14 protein-coding genes and 1 riboswitch are annotated in these 16,806 nt (G+C 74.7%); of the genes, 7 read left to right on the top strand and 7 right to left on the bottom strand.

The window, feature by feature from the left end:
* The first annotated feature begins 126 nt into the window (after positions 1 to 126).
* On the top strand, positions 127 to 2,649 hold the full coding sequence (locus ACFY7C_RS06935) for a SpoIIE family protein phosphatase (RefSeq protein WP_389644844.1): 2,523 nt from the start codon (positions 127 to 129) through the stop codon (positions 2,647 to 2,649).
* Between the two features lie 29 nt (positions 2,650 to 2,678).
* Here ACFY7C_RS06935 and ACFY7C_RS06930 read toward each other — a convergent pair whose 3' ends face one another.
* The 5 genes from ACFY7C_RS06930 to ACFY7C_RS06910 all read right to left on the bottom strand — a co-directional run bounded on the left by ACFY7C_RS06930 (position 2,679) and on the right by ACFY7C_RS06910 (position 7,843).
* Positions 2,679 to 5,846: a HAMP domain-containing protein gene (locus tag ACFY7C_RS06930; protein WP_389644841.1), complete on the bottom strand. Its 3,168-nt coding sequence runs from the start codon at positions 5,844 to 5,846 to the stop codon at positions 2,679 to 2,681.
* A gap of 114 nt (positions 5,847 to 5,960) precedes the next feature.
* On the bottom strand, positions 5,961 to 6,380 hold the full coding sequence (locus ACFY7C_RS06925; RefSeq protein WP_389644837.1) for an ATP-binding protein: 420 nt from the start codon (positions 6,378 to 6,380) through the stop codon (positions 5,961 to 5,963).
* A 34-nt stretch (positions 6,381 to 6,414) separates the two neighbouring features.
* Positions 6,415 to 6,993 (bottom strand): ATP-binding protein, encoded by a 579-nt coding sequence (locus ACFY7C_RS06920; RefSeq protein ID WP_389644834.1) that lies wholly within the window; start codon positions 6,991 to 6,993, stop codon positions 6,415 to 6,417.
* Entirely contained in the window at positions 6,990 to 7,397 is a 408-nt protein-coding gene (locus ACFY7C_RS06915; protein WP_389644831.1) for an STAS domain-containing protein, read from the bottom strand. Before ACFY7C_RS06915 ends, ACFY7C_RS06920 begins: the two co-directional genes overlap by 4 nt.
* Before the next feature lie 41 nt (positions 7,398 to 7,438).
* Positions 7,439 to 7,843: an STAS domain-containing protein gene (locus ACFY7C_RS06910; RefSeq protein WP_389644828.1), complete on the bottom strand. Its 405-nt coding sequence runs from the start codon at positions 7,841 to 7,843 to the stop codon at positions 7,439 to 7,441.
* 176 nt (positions 7,844 to 8,019) lie between these two features.
* Positions 8,020 to 8,218, top strand: a riboswitch (cobalamin riboswitch).
* A 38-nt stretch (positions 8,219 to 8,256) separates the two neighbouring features.
* Here ACFY7C_RS06910 and ACFY7C_RS06905 point away from each other — a divergent pair.
* The 3 genes from ACFY7C_RS06905 to ACFY7C_RS06895 all read left to right on the top strand — a co-directional run bounded on the left by ACFY7C_RS06905 (position 8,257) and on the right by ACFY7C_RS06895 (position 11,185).
* A complete protein-coding gene (locus ACFY7C_RS06905; protein WP_389644825.1) occupies positions 8,257 to 9,315 on the top strand; it encodes an ABC transporter substrate-binding protein in 1,059 nt (352 codons plus the stop codon).
* A gap of 116 nt (positions 9,316 to 9,431) precedes the next feature.
* Entirely contained in the window at positions 9,432 to 10,400 is a 969-nt protein-coding gene (locus ACFY7C_RS06900) for a FecCD family ABC transporter permease (protein ID WP_389646039.1), read from the top strand.
* Positions 10,397 to 11,185, top strand: coding sequence for an ABC transporter ATP-binding protein (locus tag ACFY7C_RS06895; RefSeq protein WP_389644822.1), 789 nt, complete (start codon positions 10,397 to 10,399; stop codon positions 11,183 to 11,185). Before ACFY7C_RS06900 ends, ACFY7C_RS06895 begins: the two co-directional genes overlap by 4 nt.
* Here ACFY7C_RS06895 and ACFY7C_RS06890 read toward each other — a convergent pair.
* Together ACFY7C_RS06890 and ACFY7C_RS06885 are read right to left on the bottom strand one after the other, a co-directional pair.
* A complete protein-coding gene (locus ACFY7C_RS06890; RefSeq protein WP_389646036.1) occupies positions 11,182 to 12,192 on the bottom strand; it encodes a questin oxidase family protein in 1,011 nt (336 codons plus the stop codon). The two genes, ACFY7C_RS06895 and ACFY7C_RS06890, sit on opposite strands and share 4 nt — an antisense overlap.
* Positions 12,193 to 12,401: 209 nt before the next feature.
* On the bottom strand, positions 12,402 to 13,292 hold the full coding sequence (locus ACFY7C_RS06885; protein ID WP_389644819.1) for a LysR family transcriptional regulator: 891 nt from the start codon (positions 13,290 to 13,292) through the stop codon (positions 12,402 to 12,404).
* A 103-nt stretch (positions 13,293 to 13,395) separates the two neighbouring features.
* Here ACFY7C_RS06885 and ACFY7C_RS06880 point away from each other — a divergent pair, with 103 nt between their 5' ends.
* Genes ACFY7C_RS06880 through ACFY7C_RS06870 form a run of 3 tightly spaced genes read left to right on the top strand, consistent with a single transcriptional unit; the run spans position 13,396 to position 16,783 of the window.
* Positions 13,396 to 14,349, top strand: coding sequence for a DMT family transporter (locus ACFY7C_RS06880; protein WP_389644816.1), 954 nt, complete (start codon positions 13,396 to 13,398; stop codon positions 14,347 to 14,349).
* Positions 14,346 to 15,887 (top strand): leucyl aminopeptidase, encoded by a 1,542-nt coding sequence (locus ACFY7C_RS06875; protein ID WP_389644813.1) that lies wholly within the window; start codon positions 14,346 to 14,348, stop codon positions 15,885 to 15,887. The genes ACFY7C_RS06880 and ACFY7C_RS06875 overlap by 4 nt, the downstream gene beginning before the upstream one ends.
* Complete coding sequence (locus ACFY7C_RS06870) at positions 15,884 to 16,783, top strand: PhzF family phenazine biosynthesis isomerase (protein WP_389644810.1); 900 nt, start codon at positions 15,884 to 15,886, stop codon at positions 16,781 to 16,783. The genes ACFY7C_RS06875 and ACFY7C_RS06870 overlap by 4 nt, the downstream gene beginning before the upstream one ends.
* The last annotated feature ends 23 nt before the right edge of the window (positions 16,784 to 16,806 follow it).

Here is a 16,806-nt window from a genome sequence, read left to right as displayed (position 1 = left end):
CCCGGCGCCGTCCCTCCGTCCGCCCGACCCTCCGGCCGTCCCTCCGCCCGCCCTCTCCGTCCGGCCGTCCGCGGCACGGCGCGGGTAGACTCCGAAGAGGCACGAGCGCGTGTTCCGGAGGTCGTCTTGACCCGTTCCGCAGGGCCCGCGGAGACGTCCGCCGAGAAGTCCGCCGAGGCGTCCGCGACCACGTCCGCCGCCTGGGCCGAGTCAGCGTTCGCCGGCCTCGCCGCCGAGAACCGGAGGCTGCGGGCCGAACTCGTACGCCGTCATCTGCTCGACCTCGCCACCGGCGTCCTCGCCGTCCAGCTGGGCATCTCCACCGCCGACGCCGCCGAGCACCTCGCCGCCCTGGCGGGGGCGACCGGTCTTTCGGCCGAGGACCTCGCCGCCGACGTCCTGAACGCGTCCGCCAGCCCCGGGGACCCCCTGCTCACCCTGAGCGACACGCTCACGGCACCCCCGACCGGACCGGCCGCCGGTCTCGGAGCCGAAGCCCTCCCGGCCGGTGACCTTCCGCCCCTCATGGGGCGCCGCCTGCGCCGCACGGCCGCCGCGGCGGAGATCGCGGACGGCGTGACCGAGGGCGTCCGCACGCTCCTGGAGGGCGGCCTGGAGCCGCTCGGCGCGCAGAGCCTGTGGCTGTGGCGGTGCGCCGAGGCCGGCTGTCTGCGGCTGGCCGGGCAGGCGGGGGTCGGGGCGACGGAGGCGGTGGCCTGGTGGTCGATCCCGCCGGCCGCGCCGGCGCCGATCCGCGCCGCCCTCGCCCAGAACGTCCCCGTGTGGCTGGAGAACGGCCCCGGCGACGCGGGCCCGCTGCCCGGCGCCGGGCCGGACGCGGCCAGGGCGGTGCTGCCGCTGCGCCGGCGCGGGGCGACCGTGGGCCTGGCCCTGGTCGGCTGGCCCGGCCCCGTGGAGCTCACCCCTTCCGTACGACGGGCCGTCACCGGCCTGATGGACGTGGCCGTCGCCGTCCTCGACCGGCCCGACGCCGAGGAGCCCGGCGCCCCCGCCCTCGTCGACGTCCTGGACTCGCTCGTCCACCCCGGCGCCCTGCTCCGTACCCACCCCACCACCGGCGCCCCCCTCGTGGACCACGTCAACGAGGCCGCCGCCGCGGCCCTCGGCGGCGCACTGCCCGCCGACGACCGCTCCCTGCACCGCGCCTTCCCGCACGCCCACGAGGAGCTCGCCCGCCTGGTGCGGCGCGCCCGCCACACCCACCGCCCCCAGCACGCCGCCCGGCTGCCGTCCGGCCGCCCGGCCGGCGCGCCGGGTCCTCTCCTCGACGTCCGCGTCCTGCCGGCCGGGGCGAACCGGTCCGTGGTCCTGTGGCACACCGTCGGCGACCCCGGCGTCGCCGCCGGCCGCGCCGTCGCCCGGCTGCAGAGCGTCGCCACCTTCCAGGACAGCCTGACCGGCGGCGACACGGTGTGGTCGGAGCAGGCGTACGGGATGTTCGGCATGTCACGCCATGAGGCGCCGCTGCCGCTGCTCGCGCTGCGCGGAAGGGTCCACCGCGAGGACGGCGAGGCGCTGACCGCGCTGCTCAGGACGCTGACGGAGCGCCGTACGGGCGCGCAGGCGGTGCTGCGGATCGTGCTCCCCGACGGTCTGGTGCGCCATGTGCGGGTGGCGGCCGAGCCGCTGCTCGAAGGGGACACGGTCACCGGTTTCGTGGGCGTGTACCAGGACGTGTCGGCGACCCGGCGCACCGAGCTCGCCCTCACGGCGACCTTCGACCACCTCACCGCCGTCCGCGACCAGGCCGAGCTGCGCCACCAGCTCGCCCTCCAGCTCCAGCAGGCGATCGTGCCGGAGGTGACGGCCCTGCGGGAGCTGCCCGGCGACCTGGCCGTCGCCGCCCGCTACCGGCCGGCCGCCAAGGAGTACCAGGTCGGCGGCGACTGGTACGACGTGCTGCCGCTGCCCAGCGGCAAGGTCCTGGTGGCCGTCGGCGACATCGCGGGCCACGGCATCGACTCGGTCACCGGCATGGTCGCCCTGCGCAACGCCCAGCGGGCCCTGGCCTTCACCGGCCGTCCGCCCCGGCAGCTGATGAGCTGGCTCAACGAGGTCACCCTGCGGACCGGCGGCGGCGCCACCGCCACGGCCGTGTGCGCGCTGTACGACCCCGAGGACGGCGGTCTCGTCTGGTCGAGCGCCGGCCACCTGCCGCTCATGCTGATCCGGGACGGCCGGGCGCGGCTGCTCGAACCGCCGCACGACATCCTGCTCGGGGCGGTGCCCTCGTACGCGTACGAGGAGCGGCGCACGGTGCTCCGGCCGGGCGACACGCTGCTGCTGTACACCGACGGCCTGGTGGAGCGGCGCCATGACGGTCTGGGCCCGGGGCTCGCCCGGCTCGTCGCGGTGGCCGGGCGGCTGGCGGGCCGGGAGAGCCCGGAGCTGCTCGTGGACGGGCTGCTCGGCGCGGCGCTGGGGGACACGGACGACGACACGAGCATCGTCGCGGTCCGGGTCAGGCGCCCCGGCGAGGCCTGGGCCGCGGCCGAAGCCGAGGCCTGGGCCGACGCGCAGTCCCGGGCCAGGCCCCAGGCCGGGGCGCGGGCGCGGCCCGGCGGCCACTCCGGCGGCACCGGCACCGGCACCGGCACCGGCGCCGGCGGCGGAGCTCGCGCCGGCTGAGTGAGAGAGGCGGGGCGGGCGCGGGGAGGTCAGCCTCCCAGCTGCCGCCGGATCTTGACCATCAGTTCGGTCTGGTCGACGGGCTTGGCGAGGTAGTCGTCCGCGCCCGCCGCGAGGGCCCGGGCCCGGTCGTCCGGCATCGCCTTCGCGGTGACCGCGATGATCGGCAGGCCCTCGCGGCCCGGGAGCCGCCGGATCTCCTCGATGGTCCGGTAGCCGTCCATGCCGGCCATCATGATGTCCATCAGGACCAGCCGGACCTCCTCGTGCCCCGCGAGCAGTCCGATGGCCGGGCGGCCGCCGTCGGCGGTCAGCACCCGCAGGCCGTGCGACTCCAGGACCTCGGTGAGCGCGAAGACGTTCCGGACGTCGTCGTCGACGACGAGCACCGTGGCGGCGGGCCGCTCCGGCGCCCTCTCGGGTTCCCCGGCCCGTCCGGTGCCCGTACGGTCGGCGGCGGCGGCGGGCGGGGCGGCCGGTTCGGTGGCGGGGGAGGTGGCGGGTGCGGTGGCCGCCGGCTGCTCCGGGCCGGCCGCCGTCCCCGCGCCGGGCTCGGGCGGCACCGGCCGCTCGGGCAGGTGGAAGGTGAAACGGCTGCCCCGCCCGGGGGTGCTCTCGACCTCGATGGTGCCGTCCAGGAGGGTGGCCACCTCCCGGCTGATGGACAGGCCGAGGCCCGTACCGCCGTACTGGCGCGCGGTGGTGCCGTCGCCCTGCTGGAACGCCTCGAAGATGTTGCGGAGCCGGTCGGCGGGTATGCCCACGCCGGTGTCGGCGACCCGGAAGGCGAGGACCGGCCGTCCGTCGCGCAGCACGGCGGGGATCTCGTCCGGCGGCGTGTGCTCGACGGTGAGCTCGACCCGGCCCACCTCGGTGAACTTCATCGCGTTGGACAGCAGATTGCGCAGCACCTGCCGCAGCCGCCCCTCGTCCGTGGTGAGGTACGCCGGGATGTCCGGGGCCACCGAGACCGTGAACTCGAGGCCCTTCTCGTCCGCCATCGGGCCGAAGGTCGCCCCCAGCGACTCCATGAGCTTGGACAGGGCGAACGGCTCGCGCCGCACCTCCATCTTGCCCGCCTCCACCTTGGACAGGTCCAGGATGTCGTTGATCAGCTGGAGCAGGTCGGAACCGGCCGAGTGGATCACCTCGGCATAGTCGACCTGCTTCTCCGTCAGGTTGCCCTCGGGGTTCTGCGCCAGCAACCGGGCCAGGATCAGCAGGCTGTTGAGCGGCGTCCGCAGCTCGTGGCTCATGTTGGCGAGGAACTCGGACTTGTACATGGAGGTGCGCGACAGCTGCTGGGCCCTCGTCTCCAGCTCCTGCCGGGCCTGCTCGATGACCCGGTTCTTCGACTCGATGTCCTTGTTGCGCTCGGCGAGCAGCGCGGCCTGCTCCTGCAGTTCCGCGTTGGACCGCTGGAGTTCGCGCTGCCGCGCCTGCAACTCCTGGGTGCGGGAGCGCAGTTCGTCGGCGAGGGTACGGGACTGGGCGAGCAGCTCGTCGGTGCGGAGGTTGGCCACCAGGGAGCTGAGGACCGCGCCCGCGCTCACCACGAACCGGTCCAGGAAGTCGCGCTGGAGCGCGCCGAACGGCCGCAGCGAGGCCAGTTCGACGGCGCCGAGCACCTGGTCCTCGACCACGATCGGCAGCACGACGAGGGCGGCGGGCTCGGCGCTTCCGACGCCCGAGGAGACGGTGGCGTATCCCTGGGGCACCGGATCGACCAGCAGGGTCCGCCGGTCCCTGGCCGCCTGCCCGATCAGCCCCTCGCCGAAACGGAACCGGCGCCGCGGGCCGCCGGGGCCGACGGGCAGCCCGTAGGAGGCGGCCATGACCAGGGTGGGGCCCTCCCACTCCTCACCGTCCCCGGCGTACTCCCGCCCGTTCTCGCCGCCGTCCGAGACGAGGAAGAAGGCCCCGTACTGCGCCGAGACCAGCGGCGGCACCTCCGCCATGATCAGCTCGGCGATCTCGGGCAGCCGGCGGGTGCCCTGGAGCAGGGCGGTGATCCGGGCCAGGTTGGTCTGCAGCCAGTCCTGTTCCTCGTTGGCGCGGGTGGTGGCCCGCAGCGACTCGACCATCGAGTTGATGTTGTCGCGCAGTTCGCCGACCTCGCCGGGCGCCTCGACGGTGATGGAACGGGTCAGGTCGCCCTCGGCGACCGCGCTGGTGACCTCGGCGATCGCCCGCACCTGGCGGGTCAGGTTCCCGGCCAGCTCGTTGACGTTCTCGGTCAGCCGCGCCCAGGTCCCCGAGACGCCCTCGACCTCCGCCTGGCCGCCCAGTTTCCCCTCCGTGCCCACCTCGCGGGCCACCCGGGTCACCTCGGCCGCGAACGACGACAGCTGGTCGACCATGGTGTTGATGGTGGTCTTCAGCTCCAGGATCTCGCCCCGGGCCGCCACGTCGATCCGGCTGGTCAGATCGCCCTGGGCGACCGAGGTGGTGACCTGCGCGATGTTGCGCACCTGGTTGGTCAGGTTGTCGGCCATCGAGTTGACGTTGTCGGTGAGGTCCTTCCAGGTGCCGGAGACCCCGCCCACCCGGGCCTGGCCGCCGAGCAGGCCCTCCGTACCGACCTCGCGGGCCACCCGGGTGACCTCCTCGGCGAAGGAGGACAGCCGGTCGACCATGGTGTTGATGGTCTCCTTCAGCTCCAGGATCTCGCCGCGCGCGTCCACCCGGATCTTCTGCGTGAGGTCGCCGCGGGCGACGGCGGTCGCCACCTGGGCGATGGAGCGCACCTGCGAGGTCAGGTTGTCGGCCATCGTGTTCACGCCGCTGGTGAGCTCCCGCCACGCCCCGCGCGCCAGGGGCTCGCGCACCCGGCCGCCGAGCAGTCCCTGCCCCCCCACCTCGCCGGCGACGCGGGTGACCTCCGAGGTGAGGAGGGAGAGCCGGTCGACCATGTCGTTGTAGACCGTCGCGATCTCGCCCAGGACGCCGTCGGAACCCTCGGTGAGCCGGACCGACAGATCTCCGTCCCGTACGGCGGTGAGCCCGGCGAGGAGTCGGCGCAGGGCGTCCTCGCCGGCCGGGGAGCCGGTGCCGGAGCCGGTGCCTGAGCCCGTGCCGTCGCCGCCCCATCCGCTCCGGTCGCCCCCATTGCCGCCGCCGGGGGCGTGGTCGCCGCGACGACCGCCGTCGCCGCCGTGACCGCGACTGCCGCGGGGTGCTGGTCTGCGCTGTGCCATGGAGGACCTCGTCCGCAGGTGGGCGCCCTACCCGTCCACTTTAGGTCCGCCCCGGGACCGGGTCTTCCGGAGCGGCCGGCACCCGGCATTCGGCCGGTCCGCCGGCCCCGCCCGCTAACGCAGTACGTCCACCTCGAACCACACCGTCTGGCCGCCGCGGCCCCGCGACACCGAACCCCAGCGCGCCGAGAGCCGCTGGAGCAGGAAGAGCCCGTGCCCCGAGGGCCGGCCGGCGTGGTGCGGGGCGCGCGGAACCGGGCGGCCGGGGCTGCTGTCGCTGACCTGGACCCACAGCGCCCGGTCACGGCCTTCGAGGCACAGCTCGTACGGAGCGCTGCCGTGGGTCCGGGCGTTGGTGACGACCTCGGACACCAGGAGCAGGACGTCCTCGACCGGTTCGCGCCCGCGCGCGCCCGCGCGGCCGAACCACGCGGCCAGGGCCCGCTGGGTCAGGTCGCGGCACTCCGCCGCGAGACCCGGCCCCTCCGTCAGCTCGTACCGCAGCGATCGGCGGGTGGTGGTCTCCTCTCCCATGACCATGCGCTGCGGATTACCCCTGTGGGCCCGGTCAAACGCCCGGCCGGTCCTCGCGCCCCCACGGGGGCGCCGACGGGAGGGCCACCTCCAGCCACACCACCTTGCCGGGGGCGCCGTCGTCCTTCGCCGCGGCGCCCCACGCCCCGGCGAGCCGGTCGAGCACCATCAGACCGTGGCCGCCGGGCAGCGAGGGGGAGCGCGGTACGTCGGAGCGGGGAGAGGCCGGATTCCCGTCGTACACCTCCACCCGGAGATGCCCTTCGGACTGTCGCAGGACCAGTTGCTCCGGTCCGCCGGCGTGCAGACAGGCGTTGGTCACCACCTCGGACACCATCAGCAGCACGTCCTCCGCGCGCTCCCGCTCCTCCGGCGTCGTCCCCGGCAGCCAGCCCCAGTCGGTGAGTGCCGCCGCGGTGAAGTCCCGGCAGCGGGTCACCGCGCCGCCGGCGCCGTGCAGCAGCAGTCGCCGGACCTGGCCCTGGGCGAGGTTCCCCGCGCCTTCGAGGCCTCCGGAGTCCCTGGCGTGGCCGCTGTGGCCGCTGTAGCCGTCGTGGCTGGTATGGCTGGTGTGACCCGTGTTCCCGGTCCCCGCGGTGTCCCCGCGCCTCATGATCCCTCCGCCGCTGGTGAGCCGTCTGTTGTCGGGGCGTCCGCGAGGGCGGCGGTGGTGCTCTCGTACACCCGGAAGACCGCCCGCGCACCCGTTATCTCGAACATCCGGTCCACCGGCGGGCGCAGTCCGGCGAGGTCGAGCCGCCCGCCGCCGTCCAGCATCCGCAGCCGGGCCCTCAGCAGTACGTTCAGACCGGTCGAGTCGCAGAACCGCAGGCCCGAGCAGTCGACGACGACGCGCCCGGACCGGTCGAGCCGCACCAGCGCCTCCTTGAGGGGGGCCGCCGTGTCATGGTCGAGTTCGCCGGTCACAGTCAGCACGACCGTGCCGGGTTTTCGTCCCTCCAGGACGTGAACGCCGAGCCGCCCCGCGAAGTCCTCCGCTGCCTCCGTGGCTCCCATGCGGTCACAGCTCCTTTCCGTCCTCGGCGGTACCGCCATGATCAGGCGAAGCACAGGTCGGCGCGATCCTTGACGATGGTGAAGAGACGCAGTGTCCCCGTCAACGCGAACAGCCGACGCAGTCGCCGGGGGAACGGCCCCGCCGGCACCAACCGGTGGTCGGCGAAGTGCGCGGCCACCAGCTCGTGCAGGAACGAGGAGTCCCCGCAGCCGACCTGGGAGACGTCGAGGACGACCAGTCGCGGCTCGGCGAGCCGCGCGTCGGCGAACGCGTCGTGCAGGCAGCCGGCCGTCTCCACGTCGAACTCCCCGGTCGCCGACAGGACGACCACCGCGCCCGGCTCCGGCGAGGGCTCGCGCACCACCCACGCCGTCCCCGACGAGGGCCGGTACGTACGGGGCTCCGGAACCGCGTCGGGGCGTGGCACGAACTGCGCGTCGACCATCACCGCACCTCCGCCCAGCACGTGCCCCGATCCGCGTTCCCTATGCGTGCGGGCACCCGGAAGCAGGGGTGCGGCAGGGGTGGGGCGAGAGTGAGGGACGGGGGAGCCGGGGTCGCGGCGTCGGCGAGCCGGGGGTGCGGCGGGGTGCCGGACCGTCAGGTCGTGATCTTGGGCTGTGGTAGCTTGCGGTGGCCAGTCGAACTCCCGTGCGTGACGCACGGTGGTCAGGGAATCCGGTGCGAATCCGGAACTGACGCGCAGCGGTGAGGGGGACGGGCGGGGCACGACGCCACTGGGCCGGGACGATCGGGCCGGGAAGGCGCCCCGACCGAGCGATCCCGAGTCCGAAGACCTGCTGGCGGACCGTACGGACCGGGCCTCGCGCACAGGCCCCTCGACGACCAGGATCAGCCGTGCCCCTTCACCGTCCCGCCCGCCCCGCCGCCCTGCTTCTCTGCGGGGTCCTGCTCCTCACCGCATGCGGCAGCGCCCCCACGGACTCCGACACCGCCACCGGCACCGGAGGCGGCGCCGCGTCCGCCGACGCGAAGAGCCGCTCCCTCGAGAACTGCGGCCGGACGGTGCGGGTCCCGCCCGGCGGGCCGCGCCGGGCCGTCTCCCTCAACCAGGGCACCACCGAGATCATGCTGGCCCTCGGCCTCGCCGACCGCATGGTGGGCACCGCCACCTGGACCGACCCGGTCATGAAGGGCCTGGAGAAGCCCGCCGCCGCCGTGCCCCGCCTCGCCGAGAACAACCCCTCCTTCGAGAAGGTCCTCGACACCGAACCCGACTTCGTGGCCGCCTCCTTCGCCTCCACCCTCGGCAAGGGCGGCGTCGCCACCCGCGAGCAGTTCGAGCAGCTCGGCGTCCCCACGTACCTCTCCCCGTCCGACTGCCTCGGCAAGGACAACTCCGGTGGCGGCGACGGCAGGCGCACCACCCCGCTCACCATGGAGACCGTCTACGGCGAGGTGCGCGACCTCGCCCGGCTGTTCGGCGTCGAGGAACGCGGCGAGCGGCTCGTCGCCGAACTGAAGGCCCGGGTGACGAAGGCCACCACCGGCCTGCGCGGCGCCGGCGTCAGCGTCCTCTACTGGTTCTCCGACGCGCACTCGCCCTACCTGGCGGGCTGTTGCGGGGCGCCCGGCGTCATCACCCGCGCGACCGGCACCGAGAACGTCTTCGACGACACCACCGAGGAATGGCCCCAGATCGGCTGGGAGACCGTCGCCGACCGGAACCCCGACCTCCTGGTGATCGGCGACCTCACCCGCAAGGCACAGTCGGGGGAGAGCGCCGCCAAGAAGATCGCGTTCCTGGAGTCCGACTCCGTCACGAAGAAGATGGACGCCGTACGGAACAAGAGGTACGTGCTCCTCAGCGGCCAGGCCATGAACCCCACCATCCGCACGGTCGAGGGCATCGAACAGGTCGCCGCCGCCCTGCGCGCCTCCGGCCTCGCGAAGTGACCGGCACGGTTCCGCGCGGCTCGCTCCCGCGCCGGGCACTTCCGCACCGGGAACTCCCGCACCGGACATCCCCGCGCGGCTCGCTCCTGCGCGCCGCCGCCGGCTGCGCCGTGCTCATGCTCTCGCTCGCGGTCGCCGTCACCATCGGACCGGCCGACATCGGCGTCACCGACGTCTGGTCCGCCGTCTCCGCCCACCTCGGCGGCGCCCCGTCCGGCCTCAGCCCCATCCGCGACGGCATCGTGTGGAACCTGCGGCTGCCCCGTACCCTCCTCGCCGCCGTGTGCGGCGCCGGGCTCGCGCTCTGCGGGGCGGTGATGCAGTCGCTGCTGCGCAACCCGCTCGCCGACCCCTTCGTCCTCGGCGTCTCCTCCGGCGCCTCGACCGGCGCCGTCGTGGTCGTCGTCCTCGGCGTCGGAGGGGGAGCCGTCTCCGTCTCCGCCGGGGCGTTCGCCGGCGCCGTCTGCTCGTTCGCCGCGATGCTGCTGCTCAGCCACGTCCTCGGCGGCACCACCGACCGGGTCGTGCTGTCCGGCGTCGCCGCCATGCAGCTGTTCTCCGCGCTCACCTCCTTCGTCGTCGTCACCTCCGCCGACGCCGAGACGACCCGGGGCGTCCTCTTCTGGCTGCTCGGCTCGCTCAGCGGCGCCGGCTGGACCGACGTGTGGCTGTGCCTCGCCGTCCTCGCGCTCACCCTGGCCGTCTGCCTCGCCCACACCCGTACCCTCGACGCCTTCGCGTTCGGCCAGGACGCCGCCGCCACCCTCGGCGTACGCGTCGCCCACACCCGGCTCGTGCTGCTGACCGCGACCGCCCTGCTCACCGCGGCCCTCGTCAGCTCCGCGGGCGCCATCGGCTTCGTCGGCCTCGTCCTGCCGCACGCCGCCCGCGCCCTGGTCGGCTCGGGCCACGGCCGGGTGCTGCCGGCCGCGGCCCTCGGCGGCGCGGTCTTCCTCGTCTGGGTCGACACCCTCGCCCGTACCGTCCTCGAACCCCAGGAGGTACCGGTCGGCGTCGTCACCTCCCTCGTGGGCGTCCCCGCCTTCGTCCTCGTCCTGTACCGGAGCAGGAGCGCCCACCGATGACCCTGCACGCGGAACGTGTCACCCGCACCACCGCCGGCCGGCTGATCCTGGACGGCGTCACCGTCACGCCCACGCCCGGCGGCGTCACCGGGCTCCTCGGCCCCAACGGCTCCGGCAAGTCCACCCTGCTGCGGCTGCTCAGCGGAGTCCTCGCCCCCACCTCCGGCGTCGTCACCCTCGACGGCCGGCCCCTGCCGGAGCTGCGCCGCCGCGACGTGGCCCGCCGGGTCGCGGTCGTCGAGCAACAGGCCGACACCCTCGTCGAACTGACCGTCGCCGACGTCGTACGCCTCGGCCGCATCCCGCACCGCCGCGCCTGGTCCGCCCCCTCGGCCGCCGACGAGCGGGCGGTACGGGACGCCCTGCGCCGCACCGACCTGGAGGACCGCGCCGGCCAGCCCTGGCACACCCTGTCCGGCGGCGAACGCCAGCGCGTCCAGATCGCCCGCGCCCTGGCCCAGGAACCCCGCGAGCTGCTCCTCGACGAGCCCACCAACCACCTCGACATCCAGCACCAGTTGGACCTGCTCGACCTGGTCACCGGCCTCGACGTCACCACGATCGTCGCCCTCCACGACCTCAACCTGGCCGCCGCCTACTGCGACCAGCTCGTGGTCCTCTCCGCCGGCCGCGTGACCGCCGCCGGCACCCCGCGCGAGGTGCTCACCGCCGAACGCGTCGCCGACGTCTACGGCGTCCGCGTCGAAGTCACCCACCCCGGCCCCGACGACCGCCCCCACCTGCGCGTCCTCGGCTCCCTGAGCGGGGGCGGCCGGGGCGGCTAGTCCGGGCGGGCGCTCAGCTCGATCGCGCGCAGGGCTGCGGAGAGGGCGCGCTCGTCGCCCACGTCCAGGGCGGTGTCGGTCAGCTTGATGACGTGCTCGTCGCCGTGGGACAGGGCGCGGGCGAAGACCTCGTCGGCGGTGAGGGATCCCGGCGGGGCGGGTTCGATCCCCGCGGCCGGGGCGTACATCGCGGTCACGGCGGCCGACGCGGTCCACGCGGCCCGCAGGCTGGGGACCCAGAGGGCGCGGGGCAGCGCGGGGAGGGTCCGCAGGACGGCGTTGGGGGCGGTGGCCGCGTGGACCAGCATCGTCTCCTCGCCGTGGCCGTGGGTGGCGTAACGGTGGGTGGCCGCCCGGACGAGTTCGGCCAGGCGCCGGTGCGCCGTGTCGGGGTCGTCGACCGAGGCGGCCCACACCGGCAGCCGCGTCACGCGGCCCAGCCGGGCGGGGAAGCCGCCGTCCTGCTCGGCGATGGGCGGCACCGCGTCGAGGGCGTCGGCCGCGCTGCCGGCGCCGGGCAGCGGGGTGAGGCCGGTCACCGGGCGGTGGCGGGCGGCCCAGTAGCCGAGACCGTGGGCCAGCTCCGTCAGCCGCGGCCCGGTGAGCTCGCCGGACAACAGGGTGCGCACCGCGTGCCCCACCCGGATCACCGGGTGCGTCGAACCGCCGTACATCCCGGGCAGCAGCCGGGGCCACCACTCCGCCAGCACGTCACGCCACGGCCGCTCGGCCAGCTCCCGCTCGAAGTGGGCGATCCAGTCGGCGGCCCGGCGCGGATCGCCCAGCGCCGCGTGCCAGTCGGCGGCCGTGACGGGTGCGACGCCGGCCGGGAACTCCTCCAGCTTCGGTGCGTACCGGTCGAGCCAGCGGTGCACCGCGCGCGCCTGCCCGTGCGCGGCGAGGGCCTCGACGGCCATCGGCGCGTGGTTGGTGAGCCGCCCGAGCCGCTCGGGCCCGGACGCGTGCAGCCGCTGCAGGGCCTCGTCGAGGGTTCCGGTGGTGTCCATGGGCGTGCCTGTGCCGGTGGCCGTGTCCGCGGGTTTGCCGGTGCCGGTGGCCGTGGCCGTGCCGGTGTCCGTGCCTGTCGTCTCCATGGGCCGACGGTAGGCAGGGGCCCCGGCTCGGCGTAACCGACGGAAGCCCTAGCCGGACTAGGCGCCGGGACCTAGGCCGGGGCCGCACAGTCCCTCCGGCCCGCCCCTTCCCGGGCGGGCCCTCACTCCCCGGCCGCGTCCTTCAACGCGTCGAGCAGCGTGCGCAGGACGGGGTGTTCCAGGGAGGTTTCGCGGACCACGGCGTGGATCGTCCTGACCGGTTCCGGGTGGCGGACGCGGCGGATGGCGACGCCGGGGTGGCGGGCGCTGAGGCCCAGGCGGGGGATGAGGCTGACGCCGAGTCCGGCGGCGACGAAGCCCTGGGCGGTGGCGTAGTCCTCGGACCTGGCCGCGAAGTCCGGGCTGAAGCCCGCCGCGGCGCAGGCGTCGATGAGGGGGGCGAGGCAGGGGCCGGGGGGTTCGCTGCCGACCCAGGGTTCGCCGGCGAGGTCGGTGAGGTCGATGACGCGCTTGGCGGCGAGCGGATGGCCGGCGGGCAGCACCGCCTGGTACGCGTCGTCGAGCAGGTGGACGACACGGATGCCGTGGAGTGCGCCGGTCGGTGGGCGGACGACGACGGCCAGGTCGGCGTCGCCCTCGTACACCTCTGACAGGGCGTCATCCGGATCGGCCACCTTGGGGTCGATCGCCACGCCCGGGTGTTCACGGCGGATCCGGGCCAGGGCGGGGGCCAGCAGGGTCGGGCCGACCGAGGCGAAGTAGCGGAGGGACAGCCGGCCCTCGCGGCCCGCGCGCAGGTCGGCCAGCGCGGTCTCGGCCTCGGCGAGCTGCTCGCTGATGACGGCCGCGTACCGGGTGAGCAGCAGGCCGGCCGCCGTCGGCTTCACGCCCCGGCCGGCCCGTTCGAGCAGCGTGACCGCGGTCTCCCGCTCCAGCGCCGCGATCTGCTGGCTGATGGCCGAGGGGGTGTAGCCGAGGTGCGCCGCGGCCGCCGTCACCGAGCCGCTGGTGATCACGGCGCGCAGCACCTGCATGCGTCTCACATCGAGCATGTAGCGCAACTTAACAGAGGTGCAGAACCTTTTGCTTGTCCTTCCAAGAAGAGTGGGGCACCGTTCACCAGGGCTGATCAAGGAGGCGCAGGTGAACGGTGTCATGGACAGGATCCGAGGGTGGGCACGGATCGGCGTGCTCGCTCTCCTCTGGGGGTCGACCTTCCTCTGGATCGAGGTGGCCCTGGAGGCGCTGACCCCGGTGCAGGTGACGTTCGCCCGGTGTCTGCTCGGGTCCGTCACCCTGCTGGCCGTCTGTCTGCTCTCCGGCCGGCGGCTGCCCCGCGGCCCGTCGGTCTGGGGCCGGGTCTTCGTGGCCGCCTTCTTCTGCAACGCCCTGCCGTTCGCCCTGTTCAGCTTCGGCCAGCAGAGCATCGACTCGGGTGTCGCCGGAGTCCTGAACGCCACGACCCCCCTGTGGTCCCTGCTGATCGGCGTGGTCGTCGGATCCGAGGGCGCTCCGCGCCCGTCGCGGGTGACGGGCCTCCTGCTCGGATTCGCCGGAGTCGTGCTGATCTTCGCGCCCTGGCATGCCACGGAGTCGGGCGGCTGGGGAGCCCTCGCCATCGTCGGCGCGGCCGCCGGCTACGCGGTCGGCTTCCTCTTCATGAGCCGCCACCTGGCCGGCCGGGGCATCCCCACCATCTCGCTGTCCGCGGCGCAGCTCGTCGCGGCGACCGTCCTCACCGCGCCGACGCTCGCGGCGGGAGGCCCGACACCGATCGACATCACCCCCGGGCAGGTGATCGCCGTGGTCGTCCTGGGTGTCGTCGCCACCGGCGTCACCTTCCACCTCACCTACCGGAACATCGCCGCCGAAGGCGCCACGAACACGGCCACGGTCGGTTACCTGCTGCCGGTGGTCTCCGTGGCCCTGGGAGTCGTCGTGCTCCACGAGGACTTCAGCCTCCGGATCGCCCTGGGGATGGTGATCGTCCTCGCCGGCGTCGGCCTGACCCGGCGGTTGACGCCGGCCCCGGGACCGGACCGGTCGACGCCCGCCGCCGACGACCCGACACCAGGACTTCCCCGCAGGGAACAGGACGTACGACCGTGACCACTCTGACCGTGACCACCCTGCCCGCCGCATCCGTGCCCGCCGACTGGATGGTGATCGGCGTCGCCCAGAGCACCGACGGGCCCGTGCCGGTGCGCGGGACGGGGACGTACGAAGCCTTCGGCGACGGGCCGGCCCGGCTCCTCACCGCCTTCGGGGCGACCGGCGCGCCGGGCGAGGTGCTCCGGCTGCCCGCACCGGCCGGTGTCGAGGCCGGCCTGGTCCTCGCCGTCGGCCTCGGACCCGCCGCCGACGGGACCGGTGAGGACGGGGGCGGCTATGACGTCGAGGCGCTCCGCCGGGCCGCCGGAGCGGCCGCCCGCACCCTGGCCGGCGCCGACCGGATCGCCCTCGCGCTGCCGGCCGGGAGCAGCGAGGCCGTGGCGGCGGTGGCCCTGGGCACCCTGCTCGGGGCCTACGACTTCACCGCCTATCGCACCGGCCCTGTGACCCCGCCGGTCCGCGAGGCGACGATCCTCGTCGAGCACTCCCTCCGGGCGCCCGCCGAGGCCGCCGTACGGCGGGCCCGCACGCTGGCACAGGAACTGAACCGGGCCCGCGACCTCGTCAACACCCCCGCCAACGACCTCTATCCGGAGAGCTTCGCCACCGCCGTCGCCGCCGCGGGCCGGGAGCACGGGGCGGCCGTCCAGGTCCTCGACGAGGACGCGCTCGCCGAGGGCGGCTACGGCGGCATCCTCGGCGTCGGCCAGGGCTCGGTGCGGCCGCCGCGGCTGGTACGGATCGCCCACACGCACCCCGAGGCCACGACGACCCTCGCCTTCGTCGGCAAGGGCATCACCTACGACTCGGGCGGCATCTCGCTCAAACCCGTCGGCGCCAACGAGATCATGAAGCGCGACATGTCCGGTGCCGCGGCCGTCCTCTCCGCCGTCCTGGCCGTCGCCCGGCTCGGCCTCGCCGTCAACGTCACCGCCTGGCTCGCGCTGGCCGAGAACATGCCCTCCGGCTCCGCCCTGCGCCCCGGCGACGTGTTGCGGATGTACGGCGGGCGCACGGTCGAGGTGCTCAACACCGACGCCGAGGGCCGCCTGGTCCTCGCCGACGCCCTCGTACGGGCGGGCGAGGAACGGCCGGACGCGCTCGTGGACGTGGCCACTCTGACCGCTGCCACCCGCTTCGGCCTCGGCGACCACGTCTTCGCGGTGATGGGCGACGCCGACACCTTCCGCGACGAGGTGCTGACCGCCGCCCGGGAGGCCGGCGAGCAGGCGTGGCCGATGCCGCTGCCACCGGAACTGCGCCCCAGCCTGGACTCACGGGTGGCGGACCTGGCCAACTACGGCGCGCGGATGGGCGGCGGACTGGTGGCCGGCCTGTTCCTGCGCGAGTTCGTACCGCCCGGCGTGCCGTGGGCCCACCTGGACATCGCCGGACCGGCCTTCAACGAGGGCCCGCCGCACGGCTACACCCCCGGCGGCGGTACCGGCTGCGCGGTGCGCACCCTGGTCCGGCTCGCCGAACGGGCCGCCGCCCCCGCTCCCGTCCTCGCCCCCGGAACGGAGGAGCAGCCGTGAGCGTCCTGTACCAGGTCGACGCGTTCACCCGTACCCCCTTCAGCGGCAATCCCGCCGGGGTGGTCCTGACGGCCGACGGCTTGACGAAGCGTCACATGCTCGCCGTTGCAAGGGAACTGAACAACTCCGAGACGGCCTTCGTGCTGCGCGCCGACGACACCGACCACGACGTACGAGTACGGTTCTTCACGCCCACCACCGAGGTGCCCACCTGCGGACACGCCACCGTGGCCACCCACTTCGCCCGGGCCGTCGAGTACGGGCTCCCCGCCGGCTCACTGGTCCAGAAGACGGGAACCGGTCTGCTGCAGCGCGTGCGGATCGACCGCGACGGCGACCAGGTGTGGATCGGCATGCACCAGGGCGCGGCCGTCTTCGGGCCCGAACTGGGCGGCTCCCGGGTCGGAAGGCTGCTGCGCGCCCTCGGCGCCGCCCCCGGGGACCTCGCGGACGACGGACCGGTCCAGATCGTCTCCACGGGACACGCCAAGGTGCTGGTCCAGCTGCGCGACCGTACGGCCGTCGACGCGCTGCGACCGGACGCGGCCGCGCTGACCGCCCTGAGCCACGAGCTGGACACCAACGGCTTCTTCGTCTTCACCAGAGCCACCGGCGAGGACCGACCGCTGACCTGGTCCCGGATGTTCGCCCCCGCCATCGGCATCCCCGAGGACCCCGTGACGGGCAACGGCCACGGCCCCCTCGGGGCGTACCTGCTCCGGCACGGCATCGTCCCCGCCCCGGACGGCCGGCTGTCCTTCACGGGACGGCAGGGAGTGGCCATGGGACGGCCCGGCGACGTCCGGGTCCACGTCGAGACGGCGACCGACGGCGAACTCCTCGTCTCGATCAGCGGCACCGCGGTCACGGCGTTCCGCACGGAGCTGCCCCTCTGAGGCGGCGGCGAGGGAGGGGGCGG

This window comes from Streptomyces sp. NPDC012769 (assembly GCF_042901205.1).
GTDB lineage: Bacteria > Actinomycetota > Actinomycetes > Streptomycetales > Streptomycetaceae > Streptomyces.
This window is presented reverse-complemented; position numbering and strand designations above follow the sequence as displayed.